The 17,475-nt window shown below is 61.7% G+C and carries 18 protein-coding genes and 1 tRNA gene; 13 read left to right on the top strand and 6 right to left on the bottom strand.

Features of this window, described 5'->3' with window-relative positions; translation table 11 throughout:
* Positions 1 to 3: 3 nt before the first annotated feature.
* From J2Y83_RS03325 to J2Y83_RS03290, 8 genes are all read left to right on the top strand, one after another.
* Complete coding sequence (locus J2Y83_RS03325; protein WP_253393327.1) at positions 4 to 945, top strand: MerR family transcriptional regulator; 942 nt, start codon at positions 4 to 6, stop codon at positions 943 to 945.
* Positions 946 to 2,391, top strand: a complete 1,446-nt coding sequence (phrB, locus tag J2Y83_RS03320) for a deoxyribodipyrimidine photo-lyase (protein ID WP_253393326.1) — start codon at positions 946 to 948, stop codon at positions 2,389 to 2,391.
* Positions 2,384 to 2,806 (top strand): nuclear transport factor 2 family protein, encoded by a 423-nt coding sequence (locus J2Y83_RS03315; protein ID WP_253393325.1) that lies wholly within the window; start codon positions 2,384 to 2,386, stop codon positions 2,804 to 2,806. The genes phrB and J2Y83_RS03315 overlap by 8 nt, the downstream gene beginning before the upstream one ends.
* Positions 2,803 to 3,585, top strand: a complete 783-nt coding sequence (locus J2Y83_RS03310; protein WP_253393324.1) for an SDR family NAD(P)-dependent oxidoreductase — start codon at positions 2,803 to 2,805, stop codon at positions 3,583 to 3,585. The genes J2Y83_RS03315 and J2Y83_RS03310 overlap by 4 nt, the downstream gene beginning before the upstream one ends.
* A complete protein-coding gene (locus tag J2Y83_RS03305) occupies positions 3,582 to 4,829 on the top strand; it encodes an NAD(P)/FAD-dependent oxidoreductase (protein WP_253393323.1) in 1,248 nt (415 codons plus the stop codon). The genes J2Y83_RS03310 and J2Y83_RS03305 overlap by 4 nt, the downstream gene beginning before the upstream one ends.
* The gene (locus J2Y83_RS03300) at positions 4,826 to 5,635 is read left to right on the top strand and encodes a DUF1365 domain-containing protein (protein WP_253393322.1); all 810 of its coding nucleotides are present in this window, start codon (positions 4,826 to 4,828) and stop codon (positions 5,633 to 5,635) included. Before J2Y83_RS03305 ends, J2Y83_RS03300 begins: the two co-directional genes overlap by 4 nt.
* Complete coding sequence (locus J2Y83_RS03295) at positions 5,622 to 6,893, top strand: SAM-dependent methyltransferase (RefSeq protein WP_253393321.1); 1,272 nt, start codon at positions 5,622 to 5,624, stop codon at positions 6,891 to 6,893. Before J2Y83_RS03300 ends, J2Y83_RS03295 begins: the two co-directional genes overlap by 14 nt.
* 75 nt (positions 6,894 to 6,968) lie before the next feature.
* On the top strand, positions 6,969 to 7,274 hold the full coding sequence (locus tag J2Y83_RS03290; RefSeq protein ID WP_026139835.1) for a YkgJ family cysteine cluster protein: 306 nt from the start codon (positions 6,969 to 6,971) through the stop codon (positions 7,272 to 7,274).
* A 301-nt stretch (positions 7,275 to 7,575) separates the two neighbouring features.
* Here J2Y83_RS03290 and J2Y83_RS03285 read toward each other — a convergent pair whose 3' ends face one another.
* The 6 genes from J2Y83_RS03285 to hemA form a co-directional block, all read right to left on the bottom strand.
* Entirely contained in the window at positions 7,576 to 8,094 is a 519-nt protein-coding gene (locus J2Y83_RS03285) for an acyloxyacyl hydrolase (protein ID WP_253393320.1), read from the bottom strand.
* Between the two features lie 112 nt (positions 8,095 to 8,206).
* Positions 8,207 to 9,001: a glutamate racemase gene (murI, locus tag J2Y83_RS03280; RefSeq protein ID WP_253393319.1), complete on the bottom strand. Its 795-nt coding sequence runs from the start codon at positions 8,999 to 9,001 to the stop codon at positions 8,207 to 8,209.
* The gene (locus J2Y83_RS03275; protein ID WP_253393318.1) at positions 8,994 to 9,749 is read right to left on the bottom strand and encodes a molybdopterin-synthase adenylyltransferase MoeB; all 756 of its coding nucleotides are present in this window, start codon (positions 9,747 to 9,749) and stop codon (positions 8,994 to 8,996) included. Before J2Y83_RS03275 ends, murI begins: the two co-directional genes overlap by 8 nt.
* Positions 9,743 to 10,573 (bottom strand): peptide chain release factor N(5)-glutamine methyltransferase, encoded by an 831-nt coding sequence (prmC, locus tag J2Y83_RS03270; protein WP_253393317.1) that lies wholly within the window; start codon positions 10,571 to 10,573, stop codon positions 9,743 to 9,745. The genes J2Y83_RS03275 and prmC overlap by 7 nt, the downstream gene beginning before the upstream one ends.
* Positions 10,574 to 11,656, bottom strand: coding sequence for a peptide chain release factor 1 (gene prfA, locus J2Y83_RS03265; RefSeq protein ID WP_253393316.1), 1,083 nt, complete (start codon positions 11,654 to 11,656; stop codon positions 10,574 to 10,576).
* A complete protein-coding gene (hemA, locus tag J2Y83_RS03260; protein WP_253393315.1) occupies positions 11,653 to 12,942 on the bottom strand; it encodes a glutamyl-tRNA reductase in 1,290 nt (429 codons plus the stop codon). Before hemA ends, prfA begins: the two co-directional genes overlap by 4 nt.
* 182 nt (positions 12,943 to 13,124) lie before the next feature.
* Here hemA and J2Y83_RS03255 point away from each other — a divergent pair, with 182 nt between their 5' ends.
* From J2Y83_RS03255 to J2Y83_RS03235, 5 genes are all read left to right on the top strand, one after another.
* The gene (locus tag J2Y83_RS03255) at positions 13,125 to 14,849 is read left to right on the top strand and encodes a tetratricopeptide repeat protein (RefSeq protein ID WP_253393314.1); all 1,725 of its coding nucleotides are present in this window, start codon (positions 13,125 to 13,127) and stop codon (positions 14,847 to 14,849) included.
* A 4-nt stretch (positions 14,850 to 14,853) separates the two neighbouring features.
* Positions 14,854 to 15,471, top strand: a complete 618-nt coding sequence (gene lolB / locus J2Y83_RS03250; protein WP_247397500.1) for a lipoprotein insertase outer membrane protein LolB — start codon at positions 14,854 to 14,856, stop codon at positions 15,469 to 15,471.
* A 1-nt stretch (position 15,472) separates the two neighbouring features.
* Positions 15,473 to 16,324: a 4-(cytidine 5'-diphospho)-2-C-methyl-D-erythritol kinase gene (gene ispE / locus J2Y83_RS03245; protein WP_253393313.1), complete on the top strand. Its 852-nt coding sequence runs from the start codon at positions 15,473 to 15,475 to the stop codon at positions 16,322 to 16,324.
* Positions 16,325 to 16,361: 37 nt separating this feature from the next.
* Positions 16,362 to 16,436 (top strand) — tRNA-Gln (locus J2Y83_RS03240).
* A gap of 46 nt (positions 16,437 to 16,482) precedes the next feature.
* Positions 16,483 to 17,424 carry a ribose-phosphate pyrophosphokinase gene (locus tag J2Y83_RS03235; RefSeq protein WP_003208392.1) on the top strand — a complete coding sequence of 314 codons (942 nt, stop codon included), beginning with the start codon at positions 16,483 to 16,485 and terminating at the stop codon, positions 17,422 to 17,424.
* Positions 17,425 to 17,475: the final 51 nt, after the last annotated feature.

The following is a 17,475-nucleotide window of genomic DNA, read 5'->3' as shown; positions in this document are numbered from 1 at the left end:
ACCATGAAAAGCCTCACGACAGCAGCCTTGCAAGACGACCCCGGCGAAGATCTCGTCCAAGCCCTCGAAGACGGCTGGCTGCCGATTCGTGAAGTGGCGCGCCAGACCGGCGTCAACGCCGTGACCCTGCGCGCCTGGGAACGCCGCTATGGCCTGATCGTGCCGCAGCGCACGCCCAAGGGCCACCGGCTGTTCAGCCACGACCATGTGCAACGCATCCACACCATCCTCACCTGGCTCAATCGCGGCGTGCCGGTCAGTCAGGTGAAAAACCTGATCGACTCCGCGCACGTCGCCCCCGACGCCATCGAAAACGAATGGCAGACCCTGCGCCAGACCCTGGTGCAGGCCATCAGCGAACTGGCCGAACGCCGGGTCGACGATGCCTTCAACCAGGCCATGGCGCTCTACCCGCCGCGCACCCTGTGCGAACAACTGCTGCTGCCGCTGCTCCGCGAACTGGAGCAACGCTGGCAGGGCCAATTCGGCGCGCAGATGGAACGGGTGTTCTTCCTGTCCTGGTTGCGCAGCAAGTTCGGCGCGCGGATCTATCACAACAATCGCCAACTGCACGGTGCGCCGCTGCTGCTGGTGAATCATTCCGACCTGCCGCTGGAGCCGCACCTGTGGCTCAGCGCGTGGCTGGCCAGCAGCGCCGATTGCCCGGTGGAAGTCTTCGACTGGCCGCTGCCAGCCGGCGAACTGGCGCTGGCGGTGGAACACCTGCAACCAAGGGCGGTGCTGCTGTATTCGAGCCAGGCACTCCATTTGTCGGCACTCGCCAAACTTCTGGGCGGCATCGCTTGCCCAAAGTTGATCGTCGGGCCAACGGTATGCATCCACCAGGCCGAGTTGACGGTATTGACCGGCGAAATCCCTGAATTGTTCGTCGCCGAAGACCCATTGTCGGCTCACCAGATACTGATCCAGCGTGGACTTCTTTAAATGCATTTGATCTGGCTGCGCACCGACCTGCGCCTGCATGACAACACCGCCCTGCTCGCTGCGAGCCAGCGCGGCCCGGTGGCGGCCGTATACCTGATTACCCCGCAGCAATGGCTGGCCCACGACGACGCACCGTGCAAGGTCGACTTCTGGCTGCGCAACCTGCAGCACTTGAGCCAGGCCCTCGGCGCACTGAATATTCCCTTGCTGATCCGCTCTGCCGCGACCTGGGACCAGGCGCCGGCCGTGCTCGGTCAGTTGTGTCGGGAGCTGTCGGTCGAGTCGGTACACGTCAACGAGGAATACGGCATCCACGAAAGCCGTCGCGATGCGGCGGTGGCCAAGGCCCTGGAAGCCGAAGGCGTGAGCTTGCACCGTTACCTGGACCAATTGCTTTTCCAGCCCGGCAGCGTGCTGACCAAGACCGGCACCTACTTCCAGGTATTCAGCCAGTTCCGCAAGGTCTGCTATGCCCGCCTGCACAGCGCCCTGCCGCGCCGGGTGGCCACGCCCAAGGCTCAAGCGGCCCTCGCGCTGAACAGCGACCCGGTGCCGCAACAGGTCGACGGTTTCGAAGCGCCGAGTGAGACGCTGCGCGCCCTCTGGCCCGCCGGTGAAGACGAAGCGCACCGCCGCCTCGACACGTTCGCCGAGCAGCAGATCAGCTATTACAAGGACGAGCGCGACTTCCCGGCCAAGCCCGGCACCAGCCAGCTTTCCGCGTACCTCGCGGCGGGCGTGGTTTCGCCGCGCCAGTGCCTGCATGCTGCGTTGCAGGGCAACCAGGGCGAGTTCGAAAGCGGCGACATCGGCACAATCACCTGGATCAACGAACTGCTCTGGCGTGAGTTCTACAAGCACATCCTGGTGGGCTACCCGCGCGTGTCCCGTCACCGCGCCTTCCGCCCCGAAACCGAGGCGGTGGCCTGGCGCAACGCGCCCGAGGACCTCGCCGCCTGGCAGCAGGCACGCACCGGTTTGCCGATCATCGACGCCGCCATGCGCCAACTGCTGGACACCGGCTGGATGCACAACCGCCTGCGCATGGTGGTGGCGATGTTCCTGACCAAGAACCTGTTGATCGACTGGCGCGAAGGCGAGCGCTTCTTCATGCGCCACCTGATCGACGGCGACCTGGCGGCCAACAACGGCGGCTGGCAGTGGAGTTCGTCCACCGGCACCGATTCGGCGCCGTATTTCCGGATTTTCAGCCCGCTGAGCCAGTCGCAAAAATTCGACGGCGACGGCGTGTTCATCAAGCACTGGCTGCCGCAACTGGCGGCGCTGAATAAAAAGGACGTACACGACCCGCAGGCTGCCGGCGGCTTGTTCGGCGTGGCCGATTACCCGCGTTCGATTGTCGACCTGAAACACTCCCGCGAACGGGCATTGGCGGCATTCCGCAGCCTGCCGTCGCGCCAGGCAGTGGGAGCCGAATATGAGTGACTTCCTGCGCCGCTTCGCCCAGGCCTTTGCCTCTCTGGACAAGCACAACCTGCACCTGCTCGACAGCCTGTACAGCAAGGACATCGCCTTCACCGACCCGCTGCACGAAGTGCATGGGCTCACGGCGCTGCACCACTATTTCGCGCAGCTATACGGTAATGTCAGCCAGTTGCGCTTCGACTTCCACGGCTTCGACCAGGTGGCCGAAGGCGAAGGTTACCTGCGCTGGAAAATGAGCTTTTGCCACCCGCGCCTGGCCAAGGGCAAGGTCATCCGGGTGGAAGGCTGCTCGCACCTGATGTGGCGCGACAAGGTGTACCGCCATCGGGATTATTTCGATGCCGGCGCGATGCTTTACGAACACTTGCCCGTCGTCGGCCGTGTGGTCAGTTGGCTGAAAAGGAGAATCGGATGAGCCTCACACCAGCCCGTCGTTATTGGCTGACCGGCGCCAGCAGTGGCATCGGTGCCTCCCTCGCCGTGGAACTGCTCAACAGCGGCGCCCACGTGGCCCTCAGCTCGCGCACCAAAGGCCCGCTGCAAGCGCTCGCCCAACGCTTTCCCGGCCAAGTACTGGTCGTGGCGGGCGACTTGACCAACAGCCAGACCGTGCGCGAAATCGGCGAACACATCGCCCAGGTCTGGGGGGCACTGGACACGGTGATCCTCAACGCTGGCACCTGTGAATATGTCGATGCCAAGCAATTCGACGCGTCGATCATCGAGCACGTGGTACGCACCAACCTGCTCGCCAGCAGTTATTGCATCGAAGCCGCGCTGCCGCTGTTGCGCGCCGGGCGCACGCCGCACCTGGTGGGCGTGGCCAGCGCCGTGACCTACCTGCCGATGCCGCGCGCCGAAGCCTATGGCGCGTCCAAGGCCGGCTTGCGCTACCTGTTCGACTCCCTGCGCATCAGCCTGTCGCCGGAAAACATCGACGTCACCGTGATCAGCCCGGGTTTTGTCGACACGCCGCTGACCGAGCGCAATGACTTCCCGATGCCCATGAGCTGGTCTGCCGACAAGGCGGCACGGTATATCTTCGCCAAGCTGAACAAGCGTCCGCTGGAGATCGCCTTCCCGGCGATGCTCATCGCCACCCTGTGGCCGCTGTCGAAGCTGCCGAATCGCGCGCAACTGATCATCGGCAAACGCATGCTGCGCAGCCCGCCGCCGAAAAAGGACGACCTGTGAAGATCGCCATTATCGGCAGCGGCATTGCCGGACTGACCAGCGCCTACCTGCTCAACCGTCGCCACGACATCACCCTGTTCGAAGCGGGCGACCGCATCGGCGGGCACACCCACACGGTCAACGTGACCGTCGAGGGTAAACGCTATGCGGTGGACACCGGCTTTATCGTGTTCAACGACTGGACCTACCCCAACTTCATCCGCCTGCTGGGGCAGATCGGCGTGACGTTCAAACCCACCGAGATGAGTTTTTCGGTGTGCGACCGCAGCAGCGGGTTCGAGTACAACGGCAACACCCTCAACAGCCTGTTTGCCCAGCGGCGCAATCTGCTGTCGCCAGGGTTCTGGGGCATGTTGCGCGATATTCTGCGCTTCAACCGCGAGGCGCCGGCGGACCTGCAAGCGCAACGCATCAGCGCCGACATGACCCTGGGCGACTACCTCGACGCCGGCGGCTACGGCCCGCGATTCATCCGGCATTACATCGTGCCGATGGGCGCGGCGATCTGGTCGATGTCCCTGGCGGACATGCTCGGTTTCCCCTTGCAGTTCTTTGTGCGCTTCTTCAAGAACCACGGTTTGCTGTCGGTGAGCAACCGCCCGCAATGGTGCGTGATCGAGGGCGGCTCAAGCAGCTATATCGAACCGTTGACCCGCGGCTTTCGTGAACAGATTCGCCTCGACTGCCCCGTGCATCGGGTCGAGCGCGCCGCAGACGGCGTGATTATCCACAGCGCCGCCGGCACCGAAGCCTTCGACAAAGTCGTGTTCGCCTGCCACAGCGACCAGGCGCTGGCACTGCTGGGCGACCCGAGCAGTGCCGAGCAGCAGATCCTCGGCGCCCTGCCCTACGCCGACAACGACGTGGTGCTGCACACCGACACGCGCCTGCTGCCCGACCGCCAACGGGCCTGGGCCAGCTGGAACTACCGGCTCAGCGGCAACCCGCAGACCCAGGCGGCGGTGACCTATGACATGAACATCCTGCAAGGCATCGACAGCGCCACGACCTTTTGCGTCAGCCTCAACCAGACGTCAATGATCAACCCGCTGAAGATCCTCGCCCGCTACACCTACGCCCATCCGCAATACAGCCTGGCGGCCGTGGCCGCGCAAGCGCGCTGGGAAGAGTTGTGCGGTGCGCAGCACACCTACTATTGCGGCGCCTATTGGGCCAACGGTTTCCATGAAGACGGCGTGGTCAGCGCCTTGCGCGTGGCCCGAGCGTTTGGAGAAGCCCTGTGAACAGCGCGCTGTACAGCGGCTGGATCGCCCATAGACGGTTTGCGCCCAAGGCCCATGCCTTTCGCTACCGCATCGGCTTGCTGTACCTGGACTTAAGCGAACAGGACGAAGTGCTCGGGCTCTCGCCCCTGGCCGGCGCCGGTCGCCTGGCCGCCTTCGGCTTTCGCCAGCAGGATTACCTGCGTGAATTCACGCGCCACGGTATGAGCTTGACCGATGCCGTGCGCCAGGAAGTCGGCAAGGCGCTGGGGCGCACACCCCAGGGCGTTATCTGCCTACTGACCCAGGCCCGCAGTTGGGGCCTGGCTTTTAACCCGGTGAGTTTCTTCTACTGCTTCGAGGCCGACGGACAATTGGCCGCGATCCTGTGTGAAGTGACCAACACCCCATGGCGCGAACGCTATCACTATGTGCTGCCGGCCCTGACGCAAGGCGCCGACGAGCATCAGCATTTCGCCGTGACCAAGGCGTTTCATGTGTCGCCGTTTCTGCCGCGCGACTTGGAATACCGCATGAGCTTCAGCCCGCCCGCAGCCAGGCTTGGCGTACACATGGCCGATTGGCAGGGCGATCAAAAAGTCTTCGACGCCACCTTGAGCCTGCACAAGGAAACGCTCAACCGCGCCGCCCTGCACCGTTACCTGTGGCGCTTCCCCTGGATGACCGCCAAGACCTGCCTGGCGATTTATTGGCAGGCCCTGCGCCTGTTGCTCAAACGCACACCGATTTTTCCCCATCAGGCCGCCGATGGCGCCTCTCGCACTGCAGTCGGGTACACCAAGGATCGCCGCCATGAAATCCCCTAACTTATCGGTCAAGGCCAACCGCCTGAACGTCAACGGCGTGACCACCGCACTGCTGCGCAAGGCCGTGTTGCGTCAACTCAGCCAATTGCGCCACGGTCAGTTGGTGCTGATCGAGGACGGCGAACGCCAAGTGTTCGGCGCCCGCGAAGCGCACCTGCTGGGGGAAATCCAGATCCTCGATTCGGCGGTGTGGGGGCTGGTGGCGGCCAACGGTTCAATCGGTGCGGGCGAAGCGTTTATCCACGGGTATTGGAGCAGCCCGGACCTGACTGCGGTGGTGCGTGTAATGGTCAGCAACCTGGAGGTGCTCGACGCACTGGAGGGTGGCCTGGCCAAACTGGCGCGGCCGTTCACCCAAGGCTTGCATTGGCTCAACCGCAATACACGCAAGGGCTCGCAGAAAAACATCGCCGCTCACTATGACCTGGGCAACGATCTGTTCGAAGAATTCCTCGACCCGACCATGATGTATTCGGCGGCGCAGTTCCTGAGCGCCGAAGACACCCTGGAACAGGCGCAACTGAACAAACTGGAGCGCATCTGCCAGAAACTCGCGCTTAAACCCACCGACCATCTGCTGGAGATCGGCACCGGCTGGGGCAGCATGGCGTTGTACGCGGCGCGGCACTATGGCTGCAAAGTCACCACGACGACCTTGTCCAGGGAACAGTTTGCCTACACCCAGCAACGCATCGCCGCCATGGGGCTGCAAGACCAGGTGACGCTGCTGTTGCAGGACTACCGCGACCTGAGCGGCCAATACGACAAGCTGGTGTCCATCGAAATGATCGAAGCGGTGGGCCATCGCTTCCTGCCGATCTACTTCAAACAGTGCGCCCACCTGCTCAAGAGCGATGGCCTGATGCTGCTGCAAGCCATCACCATCCGCGAGCAACGCTTTGAACAGGCCAAGAACAGCGTCGACTTCATCCAGCGCTATATCTTCCCCGGCGGCGCCCTGCCCTGTGTGCAGAACATGCTGCAGATCATCAGCCGCGACACCGATATGAACCTGCTGCACATGGAAGATTTCGGCCTGCATTACGCGCGAACCCTGCGCTTGTGGCATGAGAACTTTCGCCGTGCCCACGGCCGCCTCATGGAATTGGGCTACGACGAATACTTCCTGCGGTTGTGGGAGTTTTACCTGTGCTACTGCGAAGGCGGCTTTATGGAGCGCACCATCGGCACCGCGCAGTTACTGCTGGCCAAGCCGGCAGCCATCAACCCGCCGTTGCTCGGGCGTTTCAGTGCTTAACCAATGCGGCTGGTACGCTAACGTCTGTCAGCCCTTTCACACCTGTATCACCCGCTTGCCTTACACTGCGCGCCTATGACCAACATCCCCCACACCCAAATCACCACCCCCGCCGTCACCTGCTCGACGTGCGCGGCCTGCTGCTGCCAGCTGGAAGTCATGCTGATCACCGACACGGGCGTGCCCGAGCGCTATATCGACACCGACGATTGGGGCGGTGAAGTCATGCTGCGCCTGGACGACGGCTGGTGCGCGGCGCTGGACCGGGACACGATGATGTGTACGATTTATACGCGTCGGCCGCTGATCTGCCGAGAGTTCGAGATGGGCGCGCCGGAATGCCTGACCGAACGCGAAGGGATTGCGACCGCTTACCGCTGATCTCAATGTGGGAGGGAGCTTGCCCCCGATAGCAGTGGGTCAGTTGGCAAATTCTGCGACTGACACTGCGCTATCGGGAGCAAGCCCCCTCCCACAGGGTTTTGCAGGGCAACGAGTAGTTTTCGATGCCACCGAACGCGAAGGGATTCGCGACCGCTTACCGCTGATCTCAGGCCGACGAATATCTCAATGTGGGAGGGGGCTTGCCCCCGATAGCAGTGGGTCAGTTGGCAAATTCTGCGACTGACACTGCGCTATCGGGGGCAAGCCCCCTCCCACAGGGTTTTGCAGGGTTCTGAAGTTACAGCGGCATCGTGTAGTGCAACGAGTAGCTTTCTACGCCGTCGTTATGGTCGCTGAGCCCGGCGTTGGAATAATGCAACGCCCGAATGCCCACTTCATGCCCGCCGTTAAAGCGCAAACCGAAGCCCAGGCGGTCTTCGAACTGGAAGGCCTGGCCGAGGTTGTTGTCTTCCAGGCGCGTGCGGGAAAACGCCGCCACCCCGATCCCGGCCTCGATGTAAGGTTTTACCGATTCCCCAGCGAACTCGTACACAAACACCGGCGAGAACGACAGGCTGCTCGCGCCTGCACGGTGATCACCTTCCCAATAGGTGTAAGCGCCACTCCAATAGCCGGTCAGGCGACCGACGTCGCTCTGCATCCAGCTCTTGTCCCAATCCGACGTCAGTCCCAATCGATAGGTGAGCGTCGAATCACTGGTGGCCCCCAGGCCAAACTCAAGGCCGGCGGCCTGCGCCGAAAAAGAGTGTCCCACCACAACGGCCGCAATCGCGGTCAAACAGAACAAGCGCTTCATAAGAAACATCCCTTCCGAACGAAGTTATCGGGTTTTACACAAACAATCTCGCCTATAGAAGCCAACGCAGTGTCAGACGTTCAGCGTCTAACGGCGAAAATTCACGAAATTTTCACGAGCCGAAGCTTCTCACAACTCCAGGATGTTTCCATAGTGTCGGTAAGATATTTCTTAGGTGATACACGTCGCCGCTGGTCCAGAACTGGGCAGGATCCGGATTGCCGGTGGCCAGCAGATCGCGTTCGCCCAGCAGGCGCTTGAGTTGGCGGGCCACGGCGGCGCCGGTGTCGATCAGGCTGATGCTGGGGGGCAGCATCTGCGCCAGGAGCGGCTTGAGGAAGGGGTAGTGGGTGCAGCCGAGGATAATAGTGTCGCAGCCGGCGCTGAGCAGCGGGTCGATATAGCCTTGCAATAGCTGGCGCAGGGTCGGGCTGCCCAGGTCGCCGGTTTCAATCAGTTCTACCAGGCCCGGGCACGGCTGGGTAATCACCCGCACATCGGTGGCAAAACGGTCGAGTAACGCGGCGAACTTGGCGCTTTGCAGGGTGCCGGTGGTGGCGAGCACACCGACCACGCCACTGCGGGTCGCGGCGGCGGCGGGTTTGACGGCGGGCTCCATGCCCACCAGCGGCCAGTCGGGGTAGTCCTGGCGCAAATCAGCCACGGCGGCGACGGTCGCCGTGTTGCAGGCAATCACAAAGGCCTTGGCGCCCTGCTCGCGGAAAAACTCGGCGACCCGGTGCGAACGCTCGTAAATAAAGGCAGGGGTTTTCTCGCCGTAGGGGATATGCCCGCAATCGGCGACGTACAGCAGCGACTCATGGGGCAACAGTTGCTGGATTTCCTCCAGCACCGTCAACCCGCCGATGCCGGAGTCGAACACACCGATCGGTGCATCCTTAACCATGGTGTGTCCCACACACGCTGCAACCGGGGTCGCGTTTGACGCGCAACTCACGGAAACGTGTGGTCAAGCCATCGATCAGCAACAAGCGTCCGACCAAGGGCTCGCCGAAACCGGCGAGCAATTTCAACGCTTCAAGCGCCTGTAAGCTGCCCACCAGACCGACCAGCGGGCCGACCACGCCGGCTTCGCTGCAGGTCAGTTCGGTGTCGCTGCCGTGCCCGTATAAACAGTGGTAACACGGGCTGTCGGCGCGGCGCGGGTCGAACACCGACAGTTGCCCGTCCAGGCGGATCGCCGCGCCGCTGACCAACGGTTTGTCGGCGGCCACGCAGGCGGCGTTGACCGCTTCGCGGGTGGAAAAATTGTCGCTGCAATCGAGCACTACATCCACCGCCGCCACTGCCGCCGCCAGGGAATCGGCATCCAGCGCAGTCCGGTGAGTGAGCAGTTTGACCTCAGGGTTGATCGCGCTCAGACGACGGATGGCCGAATCGACCTTGCTCAGGCCGACGCTGTCCGTGTCATGGATGATCTGGCGTTGCAGGTTGGTCAGGTCGACGGTGTCGAAATCCGCCAGGTGCAACTCGCCGACACCGGCCGCCGCCAGGTACAGCGCCACAGGCGCGCCCAGGCCGCCGAGGCCGACGATCAAGGCGCGGGCGTTTTTCAGGCGCAATTGGCCGTCGATGTCGACCTGCTGCAACAGAATCTGTCGGCTATAGCGCAACAGCTCCTGATCGGTCAGCACGGCCGGTGTCCCAGGCTGATGCGTTCGTGGCCGCCGAGGTCGATGCGGCTGTGTACGCCTTCAAAGCCTTGGCTCAGCAACAGGTCACGCACCGCCGCGGCCTGGTCGTAACCGTGTTCCAGCAACAACCAACCGCCAGCAACGAGGTGCGCTGACGCTTCGGCGATGATCAGGCGCAGGTCGTCCAACCCATCATGACCGGCGACCAGCGCGCTGGCCGGTTCAAAGCGCACATCGCCAGCCACCAGATGCGGGTCGTTGGCGGCGATGTAGGGCGGGTTGCTGATGATCAGATCGTAGGTGTGACCCTGCAACGCGCTGAACCAATGGCTGTTGAGCACGCTGGCGTTGTGCAGGTTCAGGCGTTGGCGATTGCGTTCGGCCAGGGCCACGGCTTCGAGTACGCGGTCGACGGCGGTGACGTGCCAGGCCGGGCGTTCACTGGCCAGGGCCAGGGCGATGGCACCGCTGCCAGTGCCGAGGTCGAGCACCTTGGCCGGCGTTGCGGGTAACAATTCCAGGGCCGCCTCGACCAGCAGTTCGGTGTCCGGGCGCGGAATCAGCGTGTGGGGCGCGACCTCCAGGTCCAGCTTCCAGAAGCCTTGCTGGCCGAGGATGTAGGCCACCGGCTCACCGGCGCGGCGGCGTTGCAGGTAATCGGCGAAGGTCAGCGCAGCTTCGCTGCTGACGATTTTTTCCGGCCAGGTGTGCAGGTAACTGCGGGACTTGCCCAGGGCAGCCGCGAGCAACAGCTCCACGTCCAGGCGTGCGGTGGGCGAGTCGGGCAGCTCGGCGGCGCGGAGCAGGCTGGCGATGATGGTCATTTATTCACCTATCGCCGCCAATTGGTCGGCCTGGTATTCGACGAGCAATGGCTCGATCACCGCGTCGATGCCACCGGCGAGAATCTCGTCCAGGGAGTAGAGCGTGAGGTTGACCCGGTGGTCGGTGACCCGGCCCTGGGCAAAGTTGTAGGTGCGGATGCGCTCGGAACGGTCGCCCGAACCCACCAGCAGTTTGCGCTCACTGGCAATCGCGTTGGCGGCGGCGCTGGTCTGCTGGTCATTCAGCTTGGCCGACAGCCAGGACATGGCCCGCGCCCGGTTCTTGTGCTGGGAACGCTCTTCCTGGCACTCCACCACGATGCCCGACGGCAAGTGCGTGATGCGGATCGCCGAGTCGGTCTTGTTGATGTGCTGACCGCCGGCACCGGATGAACGGTAGGTGTCGACGCGCAGGTCCGCCGGGTTGATCTCGATGGCTTCCTGCTCGTCCGGCTCGGGCAACACCGCCACGGTACATGCCGAGGTGTGGATACGGCCTTGGGATTCGGTGGCCGGCACCCGCTGTACGCGATGCGCGCCGGATTCGAATTTCAGCTTGCCGTACACGTTGTCGCCTTCGACGCGGGCGATGACTTCTTTATAGCCACCGTGTTCGCCCTCGTTCTCGGACAGGATCTCGACGCGCCAGCCGCGACGTTCGGCATAGCGCGAATACATGCGGAACAGGTCGCCGGAGAAAATCGCCGCCTCGTCGCCGCCAGTGCCGGCGCGGATTTCGAGGAAGACGTTACGCCCGTCGTTGGGGTCCTTGGGCAGCAGCATGCGTTGCAGGTCGCCTTCGAGTTCGGCCAGTTTGTCTTTGGCTTCACGGACTTCTTCCACGGCCATTTCACGCATGTCCGGGTCGCTGTCCTTGAGCAGCGCCTGGGCGCCCTCCAGGTCGGCCTGTACTTTCAACAGGTTCTGGTAGGTGACCACAATGGGCTCAACTTCGGCGTATTCCTTGGAATAAGCACGGAACTTGGCCTGATCGGAGATGACCTCGCCGTCGCCGAGCAAGGCGGTCAGTTCTTCGAAACGGTCCTGGAGCACGTCCAGTTTGTTGAGCAGTGACGCTTTCATTGCGGTTTTTTATCCGAAGAGCTATCTGACGCGCCCTCACCGAGGGCAAAGAGTTCCTGCGCCATGGCCAGCGCATCGAGGCGGCCTTCGGCAGTGAGTTTTTTCAGTTGTACGCTGGGGGCGTGCAGCAATTTGTTGGTCAAGCCACGGGCCAGTTGCATCAGCACGTCTTCGGCGTTGCCACCATTGGCCAACAAACGCTGGGCCTTGCTCAACTCCTCGTCGCGCAGGCGTTCGCCTTGTTGACGATACGCCTTGAGCACGTCCACCGCTGCCAGTTCGCGCAGGCGCACCATGAAATCTTCGGCGCCGACGCTGACCATTTCCTCGGCGGCCTGGGCCGCGCCCTGGCGACTCTTGAGGTTTTCGGCGACCACTTCGTGCAGATCGTCGACGCTATACAGGTAAACGTCGTCCAACTCGCCGACTTCCGGCTCGATATCGCGCGGAACGGCAATATCTACCATGAAGATCGGCTTGTGCTTGCGCAGCTTCAGCGCGCTTTCCACCGCGCCCTTACCCAGGATCGGCAACTGGCTGGCGGTAGAACTGATGACGATGTCGCTGCGCACCAGTTCGGCCGGGATATCCGCCAACAGCACAGCGTGGGCGCCGAACTGTTCGGCCAGGATGCTGGCACGCTCCAGGGTACGGTTGGCGACGACAATACGCTTCACGCCGAGGTCGTGCAGGTGACGGGCGACCAGGGTGATGGTCTCACCGGCACCGATCAGCAAGGCCTGGCTGCGCTGCAAGTCGCTGAAAATCTGCTTGGCCAGGCTGACGGCGGCAAATGCCACGGACACCGGGTTTTCCCCGATGGCAGTGTCGGTACGCACCTGCTTGGCGGAATTGAACGTGGCCTGGAACAGGCGCCCCAGCAGCGGCCCCACAGTGCCCGCCTCACGCGCCACGGCGTAGGCGGACTTCATCTGGCCGAGGATCTGCGGCTCGCCCAATACCAGCGAATCGAGACCGGACGCCACACGCATCATGTGACGAACTGCCGCATCGTCCTCATGCACATAGGCGCTCGCGCGCAGGTCGTTGACGTCCAAATGGTGGTAATCGGCCAGCCAGCGCAGTACGGCATCCGCTGAAAGATGCTCCTGCTCTATATAAAGCTCGCTGCGATTACAGGTCGAAAGGATCGCAGCTTCGCGGCTGTCGGTGAGTCGGCAGAGCTGCTGCAAGGCCTCAACCAACTGCTCAGGCGTAAACGCCACGCGCTCGCGCACGTCTACGGAGGCAGTTTTGTGGTTAATACCGAGTGCAAGGAAGGCCATTCAATATCGCTGATGATGTCGGAAAGCCGACAATTGTCCTACTTCGATAGATTCAGAACAACCACCGTCGTCTATTGTCCCTATGCGTTGTGCCTATAAAGGCATCCATTGAGACTCGGTTATGTTTGGCCGAAGGCTTGTGTCATGATGATCCGACCGCAGGTTAGTCGTCCTCTTCCTATATGAATAGATCCTCCGCGTTGCTCCTTGCTTTTGTCTTCCTCAACGGCTGCCAGGCCATGGCCCCCGTGTCGCCGGACGGTACACCGCCGGTGGAAGAGAGCACCCCAGCCCCTGAAAAGCCCAAGGTTTACTCCTCGTTCAGCGAAGAAACGGTGTACAGCCTGCTGACCGCAGAACTGGCCGGCCAGCGCAATCGTTTCGATATTGCGCTGGATAATTACGTGACCCAGGCCATCAATACGCAAGATCCGGGCATCTCGGAGCGGGCGTTTCGCATCGCCGAGTACCTGGGGGCCGACCAGGCTGCGCTGGACACCTCGCTGATCTGGGCGAAAAACGCGCCGGACGATCTGGAAGCCCAACGGGCGGCGGCCATTCAATTGGCGCGCTCCGGGCGCTACGACGACTCCATGGCCTATATGGAGAAAGTCCTGCAGGGCAAGGGCGACACGCATTTCGACTTTCTTGCGCTGTCGGCGGCCGACACCGACCCGGACACGCGCAACGGACTGATGAAGAGTTTCGACCGCCTGCTGCAAAAACACCCGAAGAACAGCCAGCTCGTGTTCGGCAAGGCCTTACTGCTGCAACAGGACGACGAAGCCGAAGCCGCGCTGAAGCTGCTCGAACAGAACCCGCCGGAAGAAGGCGAGATTGCGCCGATCCTGCTGCGCGCCCGCCTGTTGCAGAACCTCAATCGCGGCAAGGAAGCGATTCCGCTGCTGGAAAAAAGCATCAAGAAATACCCGGACGACAAGCGTCTGCGCCTGACTTACGCGCGTATGTTGGTGGAGCAGGACCGCATGGAGGACGCCAAAGTGCAGTTCGCCAACCTGGTCCAGCAATACCCGGACGATGACGAATTGCGCTACTCCCTGGCGCTGGTGTGCCTGGAAGCCAAGGCCTGGGACGAGGCCAAGGGCTACCTGGAAGAGCTGATCGAGCGCGAAAGCCACGTGGACTCGGCGCACCTGAACCTCGGCCGCATCGCCGAAGAAAACAACGACCCCCAGGCCGCCCTGCTCGAATACGCCCAGGTCGGTCCCGGCAACGATTACCTACCCGCCCAGTTGCGCCAGGCCGACATCCTGATGAGCAACGGGCGCACCGACGAGGCGGAAAAACGCCTGGCCGCGGCCCGCGAGGCTGAGCCGGACTACGCGATCCAGTTGTACCTGATCCAGGCCGAGACCTTGTCGGCCAACAATCAGGGCGAGCGCGCCTGGAAAGTCTTGCAACAAGCCTTGCTGCAATACCCCGACGATCTGAACCTGCTCTACACCCGCGCGATGCAGGCGGAAAAACGCAATGACCTGGCACAGATGGAAAAAGACCTGCGCCTGATCATCAAGCGCGACCCGGAAAACGCCATGGCGCTCAATGCCCTGGGTTACACCTTGTCCGACCGCACCACGCGTTACGCCGAAGCCAAGGTGCTGATCGAACAGGCCCACACGCTCAACCCGGAAGACCCGGCCGTACTCGACAGCCTGGGCTGGGTGAATTACCGCCTGGGCAACCTGGACGAGGCTGAGCGCCTGCTGCGCATGGCGCTGGAGCGCTTCCCCGACCAGGAAGTCGCTGCACACCTGGGCGAAGTGCTCTGGGCCAACGGCAAACAGCGCGAAGCCCGACAAATCTGGGAAAAGTTCCTCAAGGAACAACCCGAAAGCCCCATCCTGCGCAGCACCATCAAGCGCCTGACCGGTTCCGAGACCCTTTAAGTTTATGTTCTTGCGCCACTTTATTGTTTTCAGCTTCATCGCCTTGCTCGCCGGTTGTGCGGGCTTTGGCGCCCGCGAATCCGTTGAAGGCCAGGGCAGCCCGGCGCAATGGAAACAGCACAAGGCACAGCTCAGCAGCATTGATGGCTGGCAGATCGAAGGCAAAGTCGGGGTACGCGCGCCGAAAGATTCCGGCAGCGGCACCTTGTTCTGGCTGCAACGCCAGGATTACTACGATATCCGCCTGTCCGGCCCGCTGGGTCGAGGCGCCGCCCGCCTGACCGGCCGACCGGGGCAAGTCAGCCTCGAAGTGGCCAACCAGGGTCGCTACGAAGCCGCCTCCCCGGAGGCGCTGCTGGAAGAACAGATCGGCTGGAAGTTGCCGGTGTCGCACCTGGTCTGGTGGGTACGCGGTTTGCCCGCACCTGACAGCAAAAGCCGCCTGAGCCTCAATGGCGATAGCCGCCTGGCGTCCCTGGAACAGGACGGCTGGAAGGTCGAATACCTGAGCTACGTGCAACAGAGCGGTTATTGGCTGCCTGAGCGGATCAAACTGCACGGCACCGACCTTGACGTCACGCTGGTGATCAAGGACTGGCAACCGCGCAAGCTGGGGCAATAACGTGAGCGTAGAGAAACTGACCCTGCCCTCCCCGGCCAAACTCAATCTGATGCTGCACATTCTGGGTCGCCGTGAAGACGGCTACCACGAGTTGCAGACGCTGTTTCAATTTCTCGACTACGGCGATGAACTGACGTTCGCCATACGCGACGATGGCGTGATCCGACTGCACACCGAACTCGAAGGCGTGCCCCACGACAGCAACCTGATCGTGAAGGCCGCGAAAAAACTTCAGGCACAATCCGGCTGCACGCTCGGCATCGACATCTGGATCGATAAAGTCCTGCCCATGGGCGGCGGCATCGGTGGCGGCAGCTCGAATGCCGCGACCACACTGCTGGGTCTGAACCACTTGTGGAAGCTCGGCTGGGACCTCGATCGCCTGGCCACGCTGGGCCTGACCCTGGGTGCCGACGTCCCGGTTTTCGTGCGCGGACACGCTGCTTTTGCCGAGGGTGTGGGGGAAAAACTCACCCCTGAATACCCGGAAGAGCCGTGGTATGTCGTGCTTGTCCCGCAAGTATCTGTAAGTACAGCAGAAATTTTTTCAGATCCACTGTTGACACGTAACTCTCCTCCCATTAAAGTGCGCCCCGTTCCCAAGGGAAACAGTCGAAATGACTGCTTACCGGTTGTAGCAAGGCGTTACCCAGAAGTACGTAACGCTTTGAATTTGTTAGGTAAATTTACCGAAGCAAAATTAACCGGCACTGGAAGTTGTGTGTTTGGGGGCTTCCCAAACAAAGCTGAAGCTGATAAAGTCTCGGCCCTTCTTACAGAGACCCTTACAGGGTTTGTAGCAAAGGGAAGCAACGTTTCGATGTTGCATCGCAAGCTGCAAAGTCTGCTCTAAAAGGAACCGAGTACTGGGTACTCGTTGCAACAGATACAGGGGCGTCGCCAAGCGGTAAGGCAGCAGGTTTTGATCCTGCCATGCGTTGGTTCGAATCCAGCCGCCCCTGCCATTTTCCTTTACTCATCCAGGTTACCCTCAGCCTCTAGGTACTGCGCGTGTCCAAGATGATGGTCTTTACGGGGAACGCCAACCCCGATCTGGCTCGACGTGTCGTTCGTCAGCTGCATATCCCTCTCGGTGACATCTCTGTCGGGAAATTTTCCGACGGCGAAATTACCGCCGAGATCAATGAAAACGTTCGCGGTAAAGACGTCTTCATTATTCAGCCGACCTGCGCTCCGACCAACGATAACCTGATGGAACTCGTCGTGATGGCTGATGCCTTCCGCCGCTCCTCAGCGACTCGAATCACAGCTGTAATCCCTTACTTTGGTTATGCCCGTCAGGATCGCCGTCCGCGTTCCGCACGTGTAGCTATCAGCGCGAAAGTCGTGGCTGACATGCTCACCGTGGTAGGCATCGACCGTGTTCTCACGGTTGACCTGCACGCTGACCAAATCCAGGGGTTCTTCGATATTCCGGTAGATAACATCTACGGCTCCCCCGTATTGGTGGATGACATCGAAGACCAGCGCTTTGAAAACCTGATGATCGTGTCCCCGGACATTGGTGGCGTCGTGCGTGCACGGGCTGTTGCCAAATCCCTGGGCGTTGATCTCGGGATCATCGACAAACGCCGCGAGAAAGCCAATCACTCTGAAGTGATGCATATCATCGGTGATGTCGAAGGGCGTACCTGTATTCTGGTTGATGACATGGTCGACACCGCCGGCACCCTGTGCCACGCGGCTAAAGCCTTGAAAGAGCACGGTGCGGCAAAAGTCTTCGCCTACTGCACACACCCTGTGCTGTCGGGCCGAGCGATCGAGAACATCGAGAACTCAATGCTGGACGAACTGGTGGTGACCAACACCATCCCGTTGTCCGCTGCAGCTCAAGCCTGTTCGCGTATCCGTCAACTGGATATCGCACCGGTAGTTGCCGAAGCGGTTCGCCGCATCAGTAACGAAGAATCGATCAGCGCGATGTTCCGTTAAGGGTCAAACCAACGGATCACCTCACTGACGAAAAGCGCCCCGCCCCAGCAT

Origin of the sequence: Pseudomonas marginalis, assembly GCF_024169655.1 — a bacterium.
GTDB lineage: Bacteria > Pseudomonadota > Gammaproteobacteria > Pseudomonadales > Pseudomonadaceae > Aquipseudomonas > Aquipseudomonas paraveronii.
The sequence above is the reverse complement of the archived record's forward strand: the minus strand, read 5'-3'. Positions and strand labels throughout refer to the sequence as shown.